The sequence below is a fragment of the Radicibacter daui genome (genome assembly GCA_030657355.1).
Lineage (GTDB): Bacteria > Pseudomonadota > Alphaproteobacteria > Radicibacterales > Radicibacteraceae > Radicibacter > Radicibacter daui.
Genome location: CP131057.1, coordinates 483,873 through 501,856, shown reverse-complemented (window position 1 = coordinate 501,856; position 17,984 = coordinate 483,873). Strand labels below are relative to the sequence as shown.

General features: G+C 61.9%; 13 protein-coding genes and 1 pseudogene. 2 read left to right on the top strand and 12 right to left on the bottom strand.

What is annotated here, in order from left to right; all coding sequences use genetic code 11:
* Positions 1–13: 13 nt before the first annotated feature.
* The 4 genes from QTL98_RS22070 to QTL98_RS22055 all read right to left on the bottom strand — a co-directional run bounded on the left by QTL98_RS22070 (position 14) and on the right by QTL98_RS22055 (position 6,280).
* Positions 14–2,305, bottom strand: coding sequence for an acetamidase/formamidase family protein (locus QTL98_RS22070; protein WP_445682303.1), 2,292 nt, complete (start codon positions 2,303–2,305; stop codon positions 14–16).
* Between the two features lie 98 nt (positions 2,306–2,403).
* Entirely contained in the window at positions 2,404–3,645 is a 1,242-nt protein-coding gene (locus tag QTL98_RS22065; protein WP_445682302.1) for an acetamidase/formamidase family protein, read from the bottom strand.
* 53 nt (positions 3,646–3,698) lie between these two features.
* Positions 3,699–5,324, bottom strand: a complete 1,626-nt coding sequence (locus QTL98_RS22060; protein ID WP_445682301.1) for an amino acid ABC transporter permease/ATP-binding protein — start codon at positions 5,322–5,324, stop codon at positions 3,699–3,701.
* Positions 5,325–5,413: 89 nt separating this feature from the next.
* A complete protein-coding gene (locus QTL98_RS22055) occupies positions 5,414–6,280 on the bottom strand; it encodes an ABC transporter substrate-binding protein (RefSeq protein WP_445682909.1) in 867 nt (288 codons plus the stop codon).
* A 533-nt stretch (positions 6,281–6,813) separates the two neighbouring features.
* On the opposite strand from QTL98_RS22055, the gene QTL98_RS22050 reads away from it, so the two are divergent.
* Complete coding sequence (locus tag QTL98_RS22050; RefSeq protein ID WP_445682300.1) at positions 6,814–8,589, top strand: tetratricopeptide repeat protein; 1,776 nt, start codon at positions 6,814–6,816, stop codon at positions 8,587–8,589.
* Between the two features lie 71 nt (positions 8,590–8,660).
* Here the strand turns inward: QTL98_RS22050 and QTL98_RS22045 are convergent, their stop codons facing one another.
* The 7 genes and pseudogenes from QTL98_RS22045 to QTL98_RS22015 all read right to left on the bottom strand — a co-directional run bounded on the left by QTL98_RS22045 (position 8,661) and on the right by QTL98_RS22015 (position 15,916).
* The gene (locus QTL98_RS22045; RefSeq protein WP_445682299.1) at positions 8,661–10,304 is read right to left on the bottom strand and encodes a dihydroxyacetone kinase subunit DhaK; all 1,644 of its coding nucleotides are present in this window, start codon (positions 10,302–10,304) and stop codon (positions 8,661–8,663) included.
* 12 nt (positions 10,305–10,316) lie between these two features.
* Positions 10,317–11,311: pseudogene (locus QTL98_RS22040) on the bottom strand (ABC transporter ATP-binding protein).
* Positions 11,304–12,401, bottom strand: a complete 1,098-nt coding sequence (locus QTL98_RS22035) for an ABC transporter ATP-binding protein (RefSeq protein ID WP_445682298.1) — start codon at positions 12,399–12,401, stop codon at positions 11,304–11,306. Before QTL98_RS22035 ends, QTL98_RS22040 begins: the two are co-directional and overlap by 8 nt.
* A gap of 3 nt (positions 12,402–12,404) precedes the next feature.
* Entirely contained in the window at positions 12,405–12,593 is a 189-nt protein-coding gene (locus QTL98_RS22030; protein WP_445682297.1) for a hypothetical protein, read from the bottom strand.
* Complete coding sequence (locus QTL98_RS22025) at positions 12,590–13,531, bottom strand: carbohydrate ABC transporter permease (RefSeq protein WP_445682296.1); 942 nt, start codon at positions 13,529–13,531, stop codon at positions 12,590–12,592. Before QTL98_RS22025 ends, QTL98_RS22030 begins: the two co-directional genes overlap by 4 nt.
* Positions 13,528–14,475 carry a carbohydrate ABC transporter permease gene (locus QTL98_RS22020; protein WP_445682295.1) on the bottom strand — a complete coding sequence of 316 codons (948 nt, stop codon included), beginning with the start codon at positions 14,473–14,475 and terminating at the stop codon, positions 13,528–13,530. Before QTL98_RS22020 ends, QTL98_RS22025 begins: the two co-directional genes overlap by 4 nt.
* A gap of 106 nt (positions 14,476–14,581) precedes the next feature.
* Positions 14,582–15,916 carry an ABC transporter substrate-binding protein gene (locus QTL98_RS22015; protein WP_445682294.1) on the bottom strand — a complete coding sequence of 445 codons (1,335 nt, stop codon included), beginning with the start codon at positions 15,914–15,916 and terminating at the stop codon, positions 14,582–14,584.
* Positions 15,917–16,184: 268 nt separating this feature from the next.
* Here QTL98_RS22015 and QTL98_RS22010 point away from each other — a divergent pair, with 268 nt between their 5' ends.
* Positions 16,185–17,207 carry a LacI family DNA-binding transcriptional regulator gene (locus QTL98_RS22010; RefSeq protein WP_445682293.1) on the top strand — a complete coding sequence of 341 codons (1,023 nt, stop codon included), beginning with the start codon at positions 16,185–16,187 and terminating at the stop codon, positions 17,205–17,207.
* 49 nt (positions 17,208–17,256) lie between these two features.
* On the opposite strand, the gene QTL98_RS22005 is transcribed toward QTL98_RS22010, so the two are convergent.
* Entirely contained in the window at positions 17,257–17,976 is a 720-nt protein-coding gene (locus QTL98_RS22005) for a CpXC domain-containing protein (protein WP_445682292.1), read from the bottom strand.
* Positions 17,977–17,984: the final 8 nt, after the last annotated feature.

Below are 17,984 nucleotides of genomic sequence, written 5' to 3'. Positions count from 1 at the left end.
AGTTTTGGCCCGATCAGCGGTTAAAAAGCGCCTTGCGAATGATGGCGTGGACACCCCAATTGCCATCCACCACCTGCGTCACGCCGAAATCGACAGCGGCGGACATGAGGGAGACGGCCTCGTCCTCATCCAGCCCGTGGGTGCCCATGAGAAACCGCCGGGCCTTGCGGAAGGCGTCTTTCATCGCAAGGTCGAGCGAGGATTTGGCATAGACCTCGCCCTGGCCGGTGGCGCCGAATTCGGCGAGGTAATTGGGGTGGCTGAAACCGGTCAGGATCCATTCATCCGGGGTTTCGATCAGCGGGTAGGTGAGATCGGAAAGCGGGCCGCCCTTTTTGTGAAGCTGGATGGTGAAACGGCCGGTCATTGAGCACTCGATGGCAGTACCCGAAAGCTCGCTATCCCCTTGCGTGGCATGCGGGTCGCCGATGGAGAGCAGGCCACCGGTGACCGACACCGGCAGGTAGATGGCACTGCCGCGCCCGAGCCGCCAGTTGTCGAGATTGCCGCCAAAATAGGCCGGAGGCACGGAATCCACCAGATCGACCTCGCGTGGGGCGAGGGCGATGACACCGAAATGCGGCCGCAGCGGAATACGCACCTCCGGCATCGGATCAAGGCGCAGATCGACACTCTCGGGATCAACGGGGACGCCGGGATAATCATAGGTCCGGTGCACGACCCCGTACGGGTCAGTCTGTGGCGCCCAGCGATAGCTGTAGAGCGCTTTGGCGTATCCGTCGCCCGCATCGGCAAGAATCTCGTAGATCGTCACGGTTTCGCGCTGCTTTGGCTCCTCCAGCAGCTCGCCATAATGATATCCCCACCAGGCGGCGACATTGCTGCCGAAGCAGCGGCCGGCAAAAGCCGGATTGCCGCTGAGGCGCGGCCGGATGTCATCAATGCGAACCTCGATCACATCGCCGGGCTCGGCGCCCTTAACATGGATAGGTCCGGTACAGATATGCACGCCGAAGCCCTCGCCGGCGCCGCGCCCGAAGATGGAGGCATCGATGGGGCCGGCGCCGCGCCGGTCCACGGCCTTGTGGTCCTTGCTCCAGAAAAAGACGTCCTCGGCGCTCTTGTCGCCCTTGATCATGCGCTCCGGATCGTCGGAGGCATGCTGGGTCAAGGTTTCCACCTCTACCGTGTCGCCCGGCTCGATCTCCAGCACCGGTCGCAGCGACCGGCTGAAATAACCCCAGTGAACCGTCTGCGAAGTGGCCGTGAGGCGATGGTCGGTTGCCCCTTCCGCCGGTCTTGCAAAACTGCCCGGCCCTGCTGAAGGCTCAACCCGCAAGGCCGGTTTTTTGCCGGCAAGGGCCTTTACAGGCCAGCCGCGCTGTTCCGTGGCCGGTATCTCCGCCCTGTCGGTATGGTGGCTGCGGAAGGCGCCGGGCGGCATGCCGAAGCGTTCCTTGAACAGCCGGTTGAAATTGGCGGCATCGCCAAAGCCGCTGTTATAGGCAACCTCGGCTACCGGGGTGCGGATGTCGCCGGGAGCGACCAGTGCCGCGCGGGCACGTTGCAGGCGCCGTTCACGCAGATAGTGGCCGAAGCTCTCGCCATTCTGCTCGAAGAGTTTTTGCAGGTACCGGTCGGAGATGCCTTCCAGCCGCGCGATGCGGCTTGCCGACAGGTCCGGGTCCTGCAGGTGTTTTTCGATGCTGAGAGTGACGCGGTTGAAAAGGGCGGCATGGCCGGGCGTGGCAGCAGCGTCGAGGCTCTCGGCCTCACTCGTCACCGCCAGCAGCAGGTCGGCATAAACCTGCTCCAGCGCCTGCCAGTCCGTCTGCGAGAGTTGATCGAGTTCCGTCGCTCCGGCTTCCAGCGCGCGGATGAGCACGGCCGCCACCCCCTGGCGGGCGAGGATGAGAGGTTTTGTTGCTGGCCGGAAGCCGGCGCGCCGGCCCTGGAAGGCCCGCTCCCCGCCGCTAAGGACGATCACCCGGCCGCTCTTCTGCAAGCCGGTTTCCCAAGGGGCGCCTGTGGGCAGGATGATCAACTGGCCGGGCGGAACCTTGTTCTCCGCTCCGTCCAGCCGCAGGGTCAACTCCTCATCCAGCGGCAGCAACGCCGCCAGGATCCGGGCCCGCTGGTTCAATGGGCGCAGGGTCTGGTCGCCGGCCGTCAGGCGGGCCAGCGTCAGTCCTTCCGTACTGCCCCGCAATGCTGCGGTTGCAAAGGCCTGCGGGTGGTCGCCGGGCTGGTCGGACTTCAGGTTCAGCTCGCCAAGCAGATCCTGCCATGCGCTGCGGCGCGTGGCCTGCGGATAGGATTCACTGGCGAACTGCCTGATGTTCATCCTCTCTTCCCCGGCAGGGGCCGGCACGTCGGGCGTGCCGGCGGATGGCGATAGTTCGCCATATTGCACCTGCGAAGAAGCGGAGGCCAGAGTGTAGATCATCGGCCCTGGAAGACAGATTTGCGCAAGGATCCGGTGACGCCCCAGTTGGCATCCACCACCTGGGTCACCGCAAAGTCTGCGGCGATGGACATGAGCGAGATCGCCTCGTCTTCCGAAAGCTTGTGCACCGTCATCAGGAAACGGCGCAGCTTGCGGAAGGCATCGCGCATCGCCCGGTCGAGGCTGGAGCTTTCCAGGATCTTCTGCTGGTGGTCAGGCCCCAGTTCGGTGAGATAGCGCGCATAGCTGAAGCCATAAACCGACCAGAGTTTGTCGGTTTCCAGCAGTGGATGGTCGAGCCCTTCCAGGATCGTGCCGCCGAGATCGGCCTTTTTGTGCAGGATGAATTCGAACTCGCCGGTCAGTGAAATTTCAACGGCGGTTCCGCTCAGTTCGCTATCGCCCTGGGTGGCGTGGGCATCGCCGCAGGAGAAGAGCGCGCCGGCCACGGCCACCGGGTAATACATGCGGGCGCCCTTGGCGATGCGCCAGTCATCCATGTTGCCGCCGGTATAGTTGGGCGGAATGGTGCTGACGAAATCCGCTTCGGCCGGTGCCAGCCCCATGGTGCCGAAATGCAGGCGCGCCGGCACCTTTACCCCGGGAAGAATGCCTTCCTTCTTCGTGATCGTGGCGTGGTCGACGCGCACGCCCGGATAATCGATGGTGGGATGTACGACGCCGTCAGGGTCGGTCTGCGGCGTCCAGAGATAGGAATAGAGCGCGCTGACAGAGGCCGGGGCCTGCATGTCGAGCTCGTAGATCGTCACCACCTCGCGGGGCTTCGGCCCCTCGACCAGATCATGATACTGGAAACCCCAGTTGGCGGAGGGGTTGGAGCCGAAGAAGCGGCCGGCATAGTCCGGGTTGGCGCTGGGGCGCGGATAAGCATCGAGCACACGCACCTCCAGCACGTCGCCCGGTTCGGCGCCTTCAACGGCGATCGGGCCGGTGAGCAGATGCACGCCAAGCCCTTCGCCGGAGCCGATCCTGAACGGTCCGGTTTCCGGTCCGGCACCCCTGCGGCGCATGGTCTTTTGCTCCGCGGTCCACAGGAAGATCTCTTCCGCCGCCGCATCGCCCTTGATCATGCGGTTATAATCGTCATTGGCATGATGGGTGATGCTCTCGACGGTCACCGTGTCGCCCGAGCGGATGGTCAGTTTCGGCTCCAGCGTCTTGCTGAAATACCCCCAGTGCACGGTGTCCGGCGTCGCGGGCAGCCTGTGGTGTTTCATGGTTCTTCTCCGCTTGGTCTTTCTGGAATTTTCGAGAGGACAGGCGTCGGCCATCAGCCGGCGGCTTCTTCCTCGGCCACGATCTGCAGGAACTGCGCGGTACGCGGATTTTGCGGTCGGGTGAGTATTTCCTCGGCTGGCCCTTCCTCGACGATCGCGCCATCGGCTAGGAAGATCGCCCAGTCGGCCACATCGCGGGCAAAGCTGATCTGGTGAGTGGAGATGAGCATTGTCAGCCCGTCTTCCACCGCCAGACGGCGGATTACTTCCAGCACCTCGCTGACCAGTTCCGGATCGAGGGCCGAGGTTGGCTCGTCAAGCAGCAGAATGGCCGGGTTTGGGGCAAGGGCGCGGGCGATGGCGACCCGTTGTTGCTGGCCGCCCGACATATGTCGGGGCAGGGCATCGGCCCGGTGGGCGAGGCCGACACGCGTCAACAGTTCCATGGCACGTTGGTCGGCATCCAGCCGGGAGAGGCCTTGCACCCAGCGCAGCGGCCCGGCCACATTTTCGCGGGCTGTGAGGTGGCCAAAGAGATTGAAGTTCTGGAACACCATACCGACGCCGACAGCCGCCCGGGCATGGGCAATGCCGCGCGGGGAGAGCGCCCGCCCGGTCTCGTCACGGTCGATAGCCCGGCCGGTGACGCGGATGGTGCCACTCTCCCAGAATTCCAGGCGGTTGATGCAGCGCAGAAGCGTGCTTTTACCCGATCCGCTGGGGCCCAGCAGGGCAACAACCTCGCCAAGGCGCACATCGAGATTAAGTGCCTTCAGAACCGGGCGGCCATTGTAGCTCTTGCCCAGATCATTGATCTCCAGCGCAAGGCCGTTATTGGCAAGCGTGGCTGCGCGGCGCCTTCGGTCCGGCGCACGGGCCGCTCTGGCTGATGCCGGCTGCAACGGGGCCGGCGAGGTCGCCTCCGTCGTGGTCGTCACGGCTTCGGGCGCGGCGGCAGACGGCCCGGCGGGCAACTCGACCGGCAGGCGCTTCCAGGGCAGCAGCCGGGCAAGGCGCGCCTGCGGAGAGGGGCCGTCAAGATCGAGCAAAACCTCGATCACGATCTGGATCACCGCGATGGCACCGGTGAGGACCAGATACATGAGGCCGGAGGCGAAGAAGATGGAGAAGAAGTCAAAGGTAGCGGAGGCAAGCTGTGTGCTGCGCAGCGTGAGTTCCTGCACCGAGACGACAGAGGCGAGGGAGGAGTTCTTGAGGGCGCTGACCGCCTCATTACCCAGCGCCGGCACCATCGAGCGAATGGCCTGCGGCGCCACTACGCGCAGCATGATGGCAGCCGGTGTCATGCCCAGCGCCTGTCCCGCAGCCACCTGTCCGCGGTCGACGCCAATAATGTTGGCGCGAATGATCTCGGCAATGAAGGGGGCTTCGTTCAGCGCCAGCGCCAGGCCGGCCGCCTCAATGGCTGTCAGCTTGATGCCGATCATCGGCAGGGCGTTGTAACAGAAGATCATCTGCAGGATGAGCGGCGTGCCCCGGAAGATGATGGCATAGGCGCGCGCCAGAAGGGCAAGTGCGCGGAACCGGCTGAGCTGCATGCCGGCCAGGACCGTGCCCATCACGGTCCCGCCGGCAAGGCCCAGCACAGTGATGAGAAGCGTGTAGACTATGCCGGTAACCAGGTAGGGCTGGCTTACATATTTCAAGAACAGATCCATGGGGGACCTTCACCTGCACTGCCGCTGGAACTGGTGTCGCATCCGGAAAAGGCGGCCGGCCCGCGTGCGGGGCCGACCGCCGGCCGGAGTCAATCGGCGAGGACGAGTTTCGGTGCCTCGATCTGGTCTTCCGGCAGGTTCCACTTCTTCATGAGCTCGGCCTGCATGCCGGACTTCTGGATTTCGCTCAGCGCGGCCATCACGGCGTCGCGGAAATCGGTCTTGCCCCGCGGTACGGCGATGCCGACGGAATAGGGCAGGGTGACCGCAGTCGCCTTCTCCAGCTTGTCGGGATAGGCCTTGACCGCACCGTCAACGGTATTGGCGTCGTTGATATAGGTGTCCGCACGGCCCGACAGGATGGCCTGGATGCAGTTGGCGTTGTTGTCATAGAGCTGGATTTCCGGGGCCGGCTTGCCGGCGGCCTTGCAATCCGCTTCCAGCGCCTGGATCAGCGGCACTTCGACATAACCGGTATTTTCGGCCGCAACCGCCCCGCACATGGAGGTGTTGATGCCGGTGATCTTCTTCGGATTGCCCTTGGCGACCAGCACACCGTCGAACACCTTGAGATAGGTGACGAAATCGGCGGCCTTGGCGCGGTCCTTGGTGGCGTAGATATCGGAGATCACGATATCGGCCTGGCCGGCTTCAAGCGTGGTGAGCAGGGCGGCAAAGGTGACCGGCTTGTAGGTAAGGCTGAAGCCGAGGCAGTCGCCGATGGCTTCGCCCAGATCGATGTCGAAACCGATATATTTGCTGGGGTCGTTCGGATCGAGCGCTTCATACCCCGGGGTATGCGGGTTGACGGCGTTGACCAGCGTCTTGCCCTTCAGGGCGGGATATTTGGCTTGCAGGGCCGCACAGGCCTCAGGTGCTGCCGCCTTGGCCGGTGTCACCGGCAGCGCCGCTGAAAATACCACAGTGGCCACGGCCAGCTGCCCCGTCACCATCATGCCCAGCCACGCCTTGCGCAGCAGCCGGGAGCAACCCGATCCAGTCCTGTTCATTGCCCGCTCCGTCGTTTGATTGTTTGCAGCATGCTGCGTTGGACGGTGAGAGCTTAGGGGGTGTGGCAGGAATATCCGTTGTCGGGAGGCGCACTCGTTATTGTAATTATATGGATGTTATCCTGATGAACAGGATGATTTGATTAATAAGTGTGCGCCATGTGATTAATATTTAGCGTCATTGCCATTCTTTATGGCATGGATTATTTGCTGAGGGCGTTGGGGGAGAGTGGAGCGCGCAGGATTTGTGATGCTGGTGGAGCGGTTCAGGTGCGCTGGATGAGCTGTGGATGGATGCCTTGGGCTAAGGATACGTGATTTATTAAGTTTGATAATTTATATTATGGTAATTAAAAATCTTGCCGCAGGCGCGAAAAGTGCTCTCGCCGAAGCGATGGCTATGGTCCAGCCTTGCCATTCCCTTTATTGAAATCACGGGATTTCCGGCTAACATATCTTCCATTTCCGCTTGAGTTCAGATGACGCTAGATACTCGAATAAGGGCCGCGCTGGCTGCGAAGGATTACGCTGAGGCAGGTCAATTGGCGCTCAGGGCCGCCGGGCGTCTTTCCCAGGCAGAGGCGCCGAAATATTTCACTCTGGCGGCGGACTGTTATTTTCGCTGCAATGATCTTGTCCGCGCCATTCGGGCGGCCAGGCAGGCGGGAAACGACCCCGAAGCCCTTAAAATTCTCGCACTTTCCTATTCGCGTCAGCGGCGTGCGGCTCCGGCGCTGGCAGCCTTGACGCAGCTTGAAGCGGCCGTCCAAAATCCCGTAGCGGTATTGATCCTCAAAGCGCTTGTCATGCGCAACCTTGGGGCCCAGCACCATCAGACTGCCCGCGAGGCCCTTGAAGACGCTTTGAAGCTGGATCCCACTTCAACCACCACCAGGGTCAATCTGGCGTTGGTTTTATGCTTTCTGCGGGACAGGGAGGCCGCCTGGCGCGAAATCGAGATATTGCGGGCCCTTCCGGGCGCGGAAAATCAGCGGGATTTTCAGCTGATCATTCTCAGTTGGCTGGACCTTAACGAGCGTTACGATGAGGTGCTCGAACTTGTTCGGACCCGCCTTGAAAGCGTGCGCAGCGAGCCGATTGTCGCCAGGGCCGAGCTTAATGCCGCAATAAGGACAAGCAACATTCCTTTGGCTGAGGAGAGGCTCCAGTTTTTTAAAAAAGTGCCGGGCCGGGAGGATCTTTATCTTTCCGCCCTTGCTCGGATTGTGAAGCTCAAAGGCGACTGGGTCGCTTTCAAACAGGTGGCGGAACAAAGCCTTACGCTGAGCGAACAGACTGATGAGAGTGACATCCGGTCAGCGGCAACGGCTCTGGAACTGGAGCTGACACCCCGAGGCTGGCATGCCTATGTGAAGTGGAAGCAGGAGGAAGGGCAAACCGGTACACGCTTCATGCCGGCGCTCGGCCTGCCATGGCACCGCAAACAGCAGTGGCCCCCGCCCGGAGCGGCAGCGTGCGTGGTCGAGTGCTGTCAAGGCCTGGGTGACTTCCTCATGTTTTTACGGTGGCTGCCGGAGGTTGTTGCCCGGGCGCCGGAACGTCAGTTCGTCTTGCGGATACCGGATGCGCTCTACCCCCTGCTCTCCCGCAGCCTCCAGCTGGAACGCGTGCGATTGCAGCCTGTGAGCGATGAAGTTGAGGGGGTTGATGCGGCGGTTCTCCTCGATGAGCTTCCCCATCTGCTCTCATCGCCGCAACCGCCCGCCGCCTGGCCACAGCTGTCTGCTATGCCGGCGCATATCGAACGGGTACGCAACGCGAGAAAATATCCGGACCGGCCGCTGATTGTGCTGGCCTGGCAGGGTAACACAAAGCAGTCCATGGATGAGGGGCGTTCGCTGTCGCCTGAAATGCTGGAACCCCTGCTGCGCCGGCATGCGGACGGAGAAATTGAACTTTTCTCCATCCAGCGCGATGTGCCGGCGGGGCTTCAGGATCGCATGACGGTTATGGCAGATCTTGATGAAGCCGTGCCGTTCGAGGATAGCCTCGCCGCCATGGCGCTGGCGCAACTGACAATCACATCGGATACTTCGCTCGCTCACCTTGCCGGTCTCGCCGGGGTGAAATCGGAAGTTCTCTTGCAGTTCTTTGCCGAGTGGCGATGGGGGCTTGGTGATCACAATCGCTGGTACCCGGCGCAGAAGATGGCCAGGCAGGATCGGCCGGGAGACTGGGCGTCAGCCATTGCCAAAATGGCTCTTCCGACGCCAGTTGTGGCGCATCAACCTTAGCCATCAAGAAAAAGGGGCAGTTGAGGAAAAACGTCTCAACTACCCTCTGTCAGGCCTCCGCCAGTTTGTTTTTAACGGGTTTGGCTGCCGTCCTCGCGGCTCGCCAGATGCTCGAAAAGCCGGGCCACTGCCTCGGCGCCGGGGTCGATGTGGCCTTCCAGTTGTTTGGCGTTTATATAGGCCGCCCGTCCGGCTTTCGCTTGCAGAAGCGTAGCGGTCAGGTTGGCGCCGGCGCGGGCTTTTGCGGCGGCGGCGGCAATGCCCTCGCTGAGGGCGTCGAGGGCTGGCGATAACGCGTCGACCATCGTCCGGTCGCCGACATTGGCGCCGCCGATCTCCTGCATGCGGGCAAGGCCGGCTTTCAGGGCATCGCGCATGGTGAGGCCGCTGGAGGCTCCGTCTCCTGCCGCCGCAAAGAAGATGGCCAGCAGCACGCCCGAGGAGCCGCCCATCGTCTGGCTGAGTTCCTGCCCGATGGCCCGCAGGAGCTGGGTGTGGTCCGAGAGCGGCAGGCGGTCGAGCGCAGCGATGAGCGCATGGGCGGCGCCCGACAGGGTTGAGCCGGTATCGCCGTCGCCGGATTTGGCATCGAGCGCGTTCAGATCCTTTTCCGCGCCGATCAGCAGGTTGCAGCAGGCGAGCATGAACTGGCGGGTTGGCTCATGCCGGGATGGCAGCGGGGTAATGGGCGTGATGCCATCCGGCAAGGCCAGCACTTTTCTGGGTTTGAGGGTTACGACACCCGGCCAGGCGGTCAGCGCCACGGGCTCGGTCAGAAGTTCCAGCTCATCCTTTTCCGCCGGATAGACCGAGATGGAAAAGCCCTGCATGTCGAGCGAGGTCATCATCGGCGCCGGACCGACGACGTGGGCTATCCGGTCCCCGATCTGCGATTTGATGAGCTCATGCACGATGATCGACATTTCCAGCACCGAGGTGCCGCCAAGATTGTTGACCAGCGCGACATGGGGCCGGTCGCCCATCACGGCGGCAAGGCGCTCGGTCATTGCCGCAACGGCGGCTTTCACCGTCGAATATTCGATCTGCTCGACGCCGGCTTCACCATGGATGCCAAGGCCCAGCTCGGCACTGCCGTCCGGGATGCGGTTTTCCTTCGGCGAGCCCGGTACCGTGCAGGTATCGAGCGACATGCCGATGGTGCTGATGCTGGCGATGGCACGCCGGGCGCCGGCAACCACGGCTTCGAGATCGCCCCCCCGCTCTGCCAGCGCGCCGGCGATCTTGTGGACAAAGAGTGTGCCGGCGACGCCGCGCGACTGGGCAAGGCCCGGCAGCGCGATGTCATCATCCACGATGACCATGCTGACATTGAGCCCGTAGGCCCGCGCCCGCTCCGCCGCCAGGCCGAAATTCAGCCGGTCGCCGGTATAGTTCTTGACCACCAGCAGGCAGCCCGCCGGCCCGGTAACCGCCAGAATGCCGGCCAGGATGGCGTCGACACTGGGCGAGGCAAACACATCGCCGCAAATGGCCGCCGTCAGCATGCCCTTACCGACAAAACCGGCATGGGCCGGCTCGTGCCCGGAGCCGCCGCCGGAAATGACGGCGACCTTCTTCTTGTCCCAGTCGGAGCGGACCACGACACGGATGTGAGGATAACCATCCAGCCGGGCCAGCGTGCCACCGGAGACGTCAAGCACGCCGTCGATGGCTTCCGTGACCGCATTTTCCCTGTTGTTTATGAACTGCGACATGGAGGTTTCCCCTTAAAGCAGGCGCATGCCGGCCGCGTCGAAATAGAGCGGCTTTTCCGGCTGTATCTTGATGGTGTCCCCGCCCTTCATCGCGGTGTGCGGATCGGTAACGGTCACCAGTGTGTGTTTCCTGAAGGAAAGATGGAGCCGCGTCTGGTCACCCAGATGCTCCACCCGGAGCACCTCGGCTTCCTCCCCTTCCCCTGGCGGATGTGCTCCGGCCGCAGGCCCATCGATGTGGCCTTTGCTGGAGCGCCAGCGAAAAGCCCGGCCGGGATGACGTTGATGCGCGGTTGCCCGAGGCGCCCCGCCGCATAAAGGCTGACCGGCTCTTCATAGATTTCGCGCGGCGAGCCGAACTGTACCAGCCGTCCCTCATGCAGCACGCCGACATGGGTGGCCATGGTCATCGCCTCGATCTGGTCATGGGTGACATAGAGCAAGGTGGCGCCGGAGTTAGCCTGGATGTTCTTGAGCTCGATGCGCAAGTCCGCCCGCAGCTTGGCGTCCAGCGAGCTCAGCGGTTCATCCATCAGATAGACCTGCGGATTGCGCACCAGCGCCCGGCCAATGGAGACACGCTGCATTTCGCCGCCGGAAAGCGCCGTCGCCTTGTTATCCAGCTTGTGGGAGATCTGCAGCATCTCGGCGACGGCATTTACCTTCCGGTCGATCTCCTGCTGCGGGGTTCGCAGCAAAGGAGATTTGAGTGGAAATTCAAGGTTTTGCCGCACCGAAAGATGCGGATAGAGCGAATATTGCTGGAACACCATAGCGACATTGCGCTGCGCCGGGGTGAGCCCGCGCATTGATTTGCCGCCGATCAGCACATCGCCGCTGCCCGGCTTTTCAAGGCCGGAGACGATGCGCAGGGTTGTGGTCTTGCCCGCGCCCGTCGGCCCCAGCAGCACGACGAAAGAGCCGTCCGGCACGGTCATCGACACATCGTCGAGCGCCGTCACGGATCCGAAGGACTTTGTGATGTTTTGCAGGACGATCTCAGACATGGCCAAGAACTCCTTCATTGGCTTCGGAGAGCAGCGCCCTTCCCGTCAGTGAATCGAACAGGGTCAGGGTTCTGGCATCGAAGGAAAGGCCGACCGTTTCACCAACACGGGCGTGCTGGTTAGACGGGATGCGGGATTTGATTTCGCCGTGATCGGTCCGGACGGTCACGATCTGCGTCGTGCCCAGATATTCCGTCGCCAGCACACGGCCCCGAAGCGCGGAATGCTCGTCAAAACGTGTGTGTTCGGGCCGCGCGCCCAGAGTGAGCTTGCCGGACAGGCCCTCGCGGGACACCGGGACCTGCACGCCCTGTCCGCCGAGGGTGACCTGACTGCCGCCCGCTGCGATCGACCCTTCGAACTCCAGAAAATTCATCGGTGGCGAACCGATGAAAGCAGCCACGAACCTGGTGGCCGGCCAGTCATAGATCTGCTGTGGCCGGCCGAACTGCTCCACCACGCCGTGGTTCATCACCACGATCTTGTCGCCCATCTGCATGGCTTCCAGCTGGTCATGCGTGACGTAGACGGTGGTGGCGCCCATGCGGTCATGCAGCGCCCGCAGCTCTTCAGCCATGTGCTCGCGAAATTCCGCATCGAGCGCCCCCAGCGGCTCATCCATCAGGAAAGCCTTCGGGTTGCGCACGATGGCACGACCAAGGGCGACACGCTGGCGGTCACCGCCGGACAGGCCACCCACCGGCTTGTCGAGGATGTTCTCGATCTTGAGGATGCGGGCAACATCGGCAACACGCGCGGCAACTTCAGCCCGCTTCATGCCCTGGCTGACCAGCGGATAGGAGATGTTCTTGCGCACATTCATATGCGGGTAGAGGGCAAACATCTGGAAGACGAAGGCGATGTCCCGCTGGCTTGCCCGCTTCATCCCCACTTCTTCGCCGCCGATATAAATCTCTCCGCTCGTCGGCAGCTCAAGGCCGGCCATCATGCGCAAGGTGGTGGTCTTGCCGCACCCCGAGGGGCCAAGAAGCATGAAGAACTCGCCATCCTCGACGGTGAAGGTGGAAGATTTCACCGCGCTGAATGACCCGAAATCCTTGCGCAGATTCTGAACTCTAATCTGGGCCATATCTTACTCCGGGAAGTGGCTGACGATGATGAACATCACCGTCCCCACCAGCGTTACCAGGAAGGAATAGGAGAAGAGGCTGAGAGAAAGCGGCTGCATCAGCATCAGAACGCCAAGCGCGATCAGGGTGGAGGCAACCATCTCCCAGGCATCGCGGCGCAGATGAAACAACCGGCTCAGAAAATTGCTCATTTCCGCACCGCTCCGAAGGTAATGCCGCGCAGTAGATGCTTGCGCAGAAGGATGGTGAAGACCATGACCGGGACCAGAAAGATGGTCGCGCCGGCGGCAACGGCCGGCCAGTCCTGCCCGCTGACGCCGATGATGGTCGGAATGAAGGGGGGCGCCGTCTGGGCGGTGCCCGAGGTCAGCAGGACGGCAAAGGCATATTCGTTCCAGGCAAAGATCAGGCAGAAGATCGCGGTCGAGGCGATGCCCGTCGCCGCCTGCGGCAGCACGACCTTGTAGAAGGCCTGGAAGCGTGTGTAGCCATCGATAAGGGCCGCTTCCTCATATTCCACCGGGATTTCGTCGATGAAGCCCTTGAGCAGCCAGACCGACAGCGACAGGTTGACGGCCGTATAGAGCAGGATGAGCCCGGCATGGGTATCGCTGAGGCCGAGCTGCCGGAACATGAGGAAAATCGGGATTGCCACGGCAATCGGCGGCATCATCCGGGTCGACAGGATGAAGAACAGCAGATCGTCCTTGAACGGCACCTTGAAGCGAGAGAAGGCATAGGCGGCCGCGGTTCCCAGCACGATGCACAGGGCCGTCGAGCCAAATCCGATGATGACGGAATTATAGAAGCGCCCGGCAAAACGCGAAGCGCCGGTGATGATGACACCGTCCTTGCGCACGATCTTGTCGTACCAGGTTTGCGGGGGCCCAAGGGCATCCAGCTGCTCCTGCGGCATGCGCGTGCGGGTGGTGAAGAGGTTGACGTACCCCTCCACGGTGGGCTCGAAGATGACCTTCGGGGGATAGGCGATGGCATCGGACGGCGATTTGAAGCCGGTTGCGATGATCCACAGGAGCGGAAGGCTGGTGATGCAGGCGTAAAGGATGACAAGAGCGCCCGCGACCAGCTTTTGCGCGCCGGACGGTTCGGCGACAGAATAGCTGCTCATCTCTGTTTTACCTTGTTCAGCGCTTTGACATAGATCGAGGCGAGGCCGAAGACCGTCACGAACAGAATGACCGCATAGGCCGAGGCGTAGCCCGTTCGCCATTGCTCAAAAGCGGCGCGCTTGAGATTGATGGAGGTGAGCTCCGTGATGGAGCCGGGACCGCCGCCGGTCAGTTGCACGACCAGATCGAACATCTTGAAGTTTTCGATGCCGCGGAAAAGAACGGCCAGCATCAGGAAGGGCAGAACCATCGGAAAGGTAATGGTCCAGAACTGGCGCCAATTGCTCGCCCGGTCGCATTCCGCCGCTTCATAGATGCTGGTGGGGATGGAGCGCAGCCCGGCAAGGCAGATCAGCATGACAAAGGGCGTCCACATCCAGGTGTCGACGATGACGATGGCCCAGGGGGCGAGCGTCGTGCTGCCGATCATCGAGAAGCTGGACGGGCTGATGCCGCTGACGAAGCTGACGGCGTAATTGAAAAGGCCGATCTGCGGCTGATAGAGGAAGGTCCAGAAATTGCCGACAACCGCCGGGCTGAGCATCATTGGAAGGACGATGATGGTCGTCCAGAGATTGTTGCCGCGGAATTTCTTGTTGATCAGATATGCCAGCGAAAAGCCGATCAGAACCTGCAGGGCAATGGTCCAGATCAGGAAATGGGCTGTCGCCTGCATGCTCAGCCAGATATCGCTGTCGGTCAGGATGCGGGTGTAGTTCTGCAGGCCGATGAATTCCAGGGCCTGGTTGGGCCGGTTGACCCGGTAATTGGTGAAACTCAGCCTGATGGTCCAGATCAACGGGAAGATGTTGATCGCGAGCAGCAACAGGATGGAGGGCGCCACAAAAAGCCACGCGATGGCGCGATCAGAAAGCCCCCGGACGCGGGCCGCCAATGCAGGGGGCGTCGCTCGGGCGATCCGATCGATCTGCGATTGGAGCATGGTGATCTCCTTGACTGGGAAGAAAACAGGGCCGGTGGATCTGATCGGACCGGCCCTGCCGTGACCTCAATTCACCCGCCCTGAAAAGCGCGGGCGGATGCGGGGGTCAGTATTTCCCGTCGTCCTTGAAGATCTCCGTCCAGTCCTTCACCAGGCCGTCAAGGGCCTCCTTGGCCGTGCCCTGATCGGCAACGACATAGTTGTGGAAGCGCTTCTGGGTGGCCTGCAGCAGCGAGGCGTAGGAGGGCTCAGCCCAGAAATCCTTCACGATCGCCATGGAGTCCAGGAAGGGCTTGGCATAGGGTTGGCTGGAGGCAAAACCCGGATCCTCAACCACCTTGCGCAGGGCGGAATAACCGCCGAGCTTCCACCATTTCTGCTGGATTTCGGGCTGGCCGAACCACTTGATATAATCAAGCGCGGCGCTCTGCTTGCTGGAGGCTGCCACAACGGAGATGCCCTGCCCGCCAAGCTGGGCAAACTGGATGCCGTTGGGGCCGGCCGGATTGGGGAAATAACCCGACTTGTCACCGCCGACATTGGCATCGGCATTGATGCCCGGCCAGGTGAAGGTGAAGTTCATCTGAAGGGCGACCTGGCCGGATTTATAGGCGTCGACATCCTCGGTCATATAAGCGTCGGAATGGCCGGGCGGGGTGCAGCACTTGTAGAGCTTCTTGTACTCCTCAAGGCCGGCAACGGCGCCCGGGGAGTTGACGAAACCTTCCAGCTCATAAGGCTTCTTGGGGTTTTCGTATTCGAAGCCGTAGCTGTAGAGCGCGTTCATGGCGCCCATGGTGATGCCTTCAGATCCGCGCTCGGTATAGATCGCGGCGCCATAGACCGTCTTGCTGTCGATCACCCGGCCCTGGAAAAACTCGGCGATCTGGGTCAGCTCATCCCAATTTTTGGGTATGGCGAGGTCGTGGCCGTACTTCTGCTTGAACTCGGCCTGCAGCTCCGGACGGGAGAACCAGTCCTTGCGATAGGTCCAGCCGACAACGTCGCCGAAGGCGGGCATTGCCCAATAATTGGGGGTGTTCTTGGGCCATTCCGCATAACCGACAACGGTCGCCGGAATGAAGTCCTCCATCTTGATCCCTTCCTTGTCGAAGAAATCATTGAGCTTCACATACTGGCCGTTTTCGGCGGCGCCGCCGATCCACTGGCTGTCGCCGATCATCAGGTCGCACAGTTTGCCGCCGGAATTCAGCTCGTTGAGCATGCGGTCGGCAAAACTCGTCCACGGCACGAACTCGTAATGCATGACATTGCCGGACTTGGCCTCGAAATCGTGGCTCAGTTCGATCAGGGCGTTTGCCGGGTCCCAGGCGGCCCAGCACAGCGTCAGGTCTTCAGCATGAGCGCCGGATGACGTGGCGACTGTAAGGCCCGCGAAAGCGGCCGCGACGACGGCCGTGTTTTTAAGTGCCGATCTCATTTGACTGTTTCCTCCCTTTATTCCTCTGGGCTTTGAGCCAGATGGATTGCGCCTGTCTACCGGGTGGGCAGCGGCATTGTTGCGGGAACGGTTTTGCTTGATGGGTCGACGGACTCCCGAGTGCGGTGAGTGAACAATGTCGAGTGCTCTGGTGATAACTGAGGTGCGCACCTCAGTGCAAGCAGATTCCGAGGTGCGCACCTCAATTCTTGCGCTGACGGGCATTTTGCGGGAAATCTATCCGCGAAAATTGTCCTCAGGAGCCCTTATGCGGCCAACAGCAAGAGACCTTGCGGAAGCAGCCGGACTAAGCCTTGCGACCGTCGATCGTGTCCTCAATGGCCGCCCGAATGTCAGCAAAACAGCCGTCGGCAAGGTCAATGCCGCCATCGAGCGGATCGGGTTTGTCCGCAATCCGGCGGCCGTCAGCCTCGCCCGCAAGAAGAGCTACCGCTTCCGGTTCATTCTGCCGACCGGCGGCGATCTTTACCTGCAGGAACTGCTGCGGCGCGTTGAGGAGCTAGGCACGGCGCTGAAGAGCGACCTGACCGATATCGATCATGTGCAGCTTCAGACCGAGGATGCGCACGGGATTGCGCATTACCTGTCGGAGATCGACCCGGACGAGCTGGATGGCGTGGCCGTGATGGCGCCGGAATCGCCGCAGGTGCGCGATGCGCTGGCGCGCCTCATGGAAAAGGGGATCAGGGTCGTCCAGTTCCTGTCGGGGCAGGAAAAACTGCCCGCCGCGGATTTTGTCGGCATGGATAATTTTGCCGCGGGGGCGACGGCCGGAAAGATCATCGGAAAATTTGTCGGCCAGACCACCGGCAAGGTGATGGTGATTGCCGAAACCATGCAGTCCCTGGACAGCATCCAGCGCCGTCATGGTTTCGATACCGTCATCAATGATGCCTTCCCGGGCCTGCAGCCCCTGCCCTCCATTGAAACCCATGCCAATGAGCGCCGTGGGGCGCAGATCATTTCCCGCGTGCTGGAAAACCACGCGGATATTGCTGCCGTCTATGTACTGAGTTCCGAGGCGCGCCTTCCCCTTGCCGCGGTTTCGGCGGTTGCCGATCTGGGCACGCTCACGGTTGTTGTGCATGAGCGCACGCCCTTCAGCGAAGAAGCGCTGCGCGACGGGCGTGTCGATGCCGTCATCGCGCAGGATCCGGGGCATGCGGTGCGCAGCGCCATCCGCATCATGCGGGCGCGCGTCGATTTCCGGGAGCCGCTGGCGGCGCAGGACAGGATCAGGACCGAGGTGCTTTTCCGGGAGAACCTGTAGGCTCTTCCGAAAGGGCCATCACGGGAAGATGCCAGTCCCATCGCCTCCCTCAGCCGGTCACCTCTCCGGGGCCAGCTGGCTCGATGGTCATCCGCGCCATGTCGACAAAGGCGCCGGCGCTGACTTCTTCCCGCAGTTCCTTCCAGCCTTCGGTGTCCGCCTCGATCTCGTTGATCAGCGTGCGCGGCACTGACAGCACCTCAACCGGCATTTTGTCCCCGAAGCGCAGATTGGCGATCTGCAGCAACTCGCCCTCTTCGCCGGCCTCTATCGCCAGCAGGCGCAGCTCCATATCCTCGTCTGCCTGCAGCGCTGGCGCTCCACGAAGCAGGGCAATTTTCGCCAGTTCCAGCGTCACATCGTCAATGCCGGCATCGGCCGCGACCAGCTTTTCGCGCAGGGCCTCCCAGCCGAAGGTGACGCGCACGCTGAGCCCCTGCCCCACATTCTGCGCCGCTTTCGGGGCACTCTTGCCATAGGAGCGGTCAAATGTGTTCTGGCTGCGGGTCTCGATGCTCGCCCATCGCGCCAGACCGTCGGCCGGGAAGGCAGCGATCCATTGATGCCCCTTCAGATGCACATAGGTGAATTCCGGCTCAATTCGGAATTCGGCGTTGCATGACCCGCATTTCTGTATCTGGAAGGTGCGGTCGAGGATTGCGGTCCGAAGGTCTGGTCGCCGGTCAGCGAAGACGCTGAAAACCATATCGAAGGATTGAGTAGCCTCGCAAACCGGGCAGGAGACTTCGACGGTCCTGAATAGAGACATGATGAATT

Bases quoted from the DNA above. Each gene is read 5' to 3' on its own strand.
- QTL98_RS22050 (WP_445682300.1), top strand. From the start codon at position 6,814: ATGACGCTAGATACTCGAATAAGGGCCGCGCTGGCTGCGAAGGATTAC.
- QTL98_RS22060 (WP_445682301.1), bottom strand. From the start codon at position 5,324: ATGGATCTGTTCTTGAAATATGTAAGCCAGCCCTACCTGGTTACCGGC.
- QTL98_RS22025 (WP_445682296.1), bottom strand. From the start codon at position 13,531: ATGAGCAGCTATTCTGTCGCCGAACCGTCCGGCGCGCAAAAGCTGGTC.
- QTL98_RS22005 (WP_445682292.1), bottom strand. From the start codon at position 17,976: ATGTCTCTATTCAGGACCGTCGAAGTCTCCTGCCCGGTTTGCGAGGCT.
- QTL98_RS22030 (WP_445682297.1), bottom strand. From the start codon at position 12,593: ATGAGCAATTTTCTGAGCCGGTTGTTTCATCTGCGCCGCGATGCCTGG.
- QTL98_RS22015 (WP_445682294.1), bottom strand. From the start codon at position 15,916: ATGAGATCGGCACTTAAAAACACGGCCGTCGTCGCGGCCGCTTTCGCG.
- QTL98_RS22010 (WP_445682293.1), top strand. From the start codon at position 16,185: ATGCGGCCAACAGCAAGAGACCTTGCGGAAGCAGCCGGACTAAGCCTT.
- QTL98_RS22070 (WP_445682303.1), bottom strand. From the start codon at position 2,305: ATGAACATCAGGCAGTTCGCCAGTGAATCCTATCCGCAGGCCACGCGC.
- QTL98_RS22020 (WP_445682295.1), bottom strand. From the start codon at position 14,475: ATGCTCCAATCGCAGATCGATCGGATCGCCCGAGCGACGCCCCCTGCA.
- QTL98_RS22035 (WP_445682298.1), bottom strand. From the start codon at position 12,401: ATGGCCCAGATTAGAGTTCAGAATCTGCGCAAGGATTTCGGGTCATTC.
- QTL98_RS22045 (WP_445682299.1), bottom strand. From the start codon at position 10,304: ATGTCGCAGTTCATAAACAACAGGGAAAATGCGGTCACGGAAGCCATC.
- QTL98_RS22055 (WP_445682909.1), bottom strand. From the start codon at position 6,280: ATGATGGTGACGGGGCAGCTGGCCGTGGCCACTGTGGTATTTTCAGCG.
- QTL98_RS22065 (WP_445682302.1), bottom strand. From the start codon at position 3,645: ATGAAACACCACAGGCTGCCCGCGACGCCGGACACCGTGCACTGGGGG.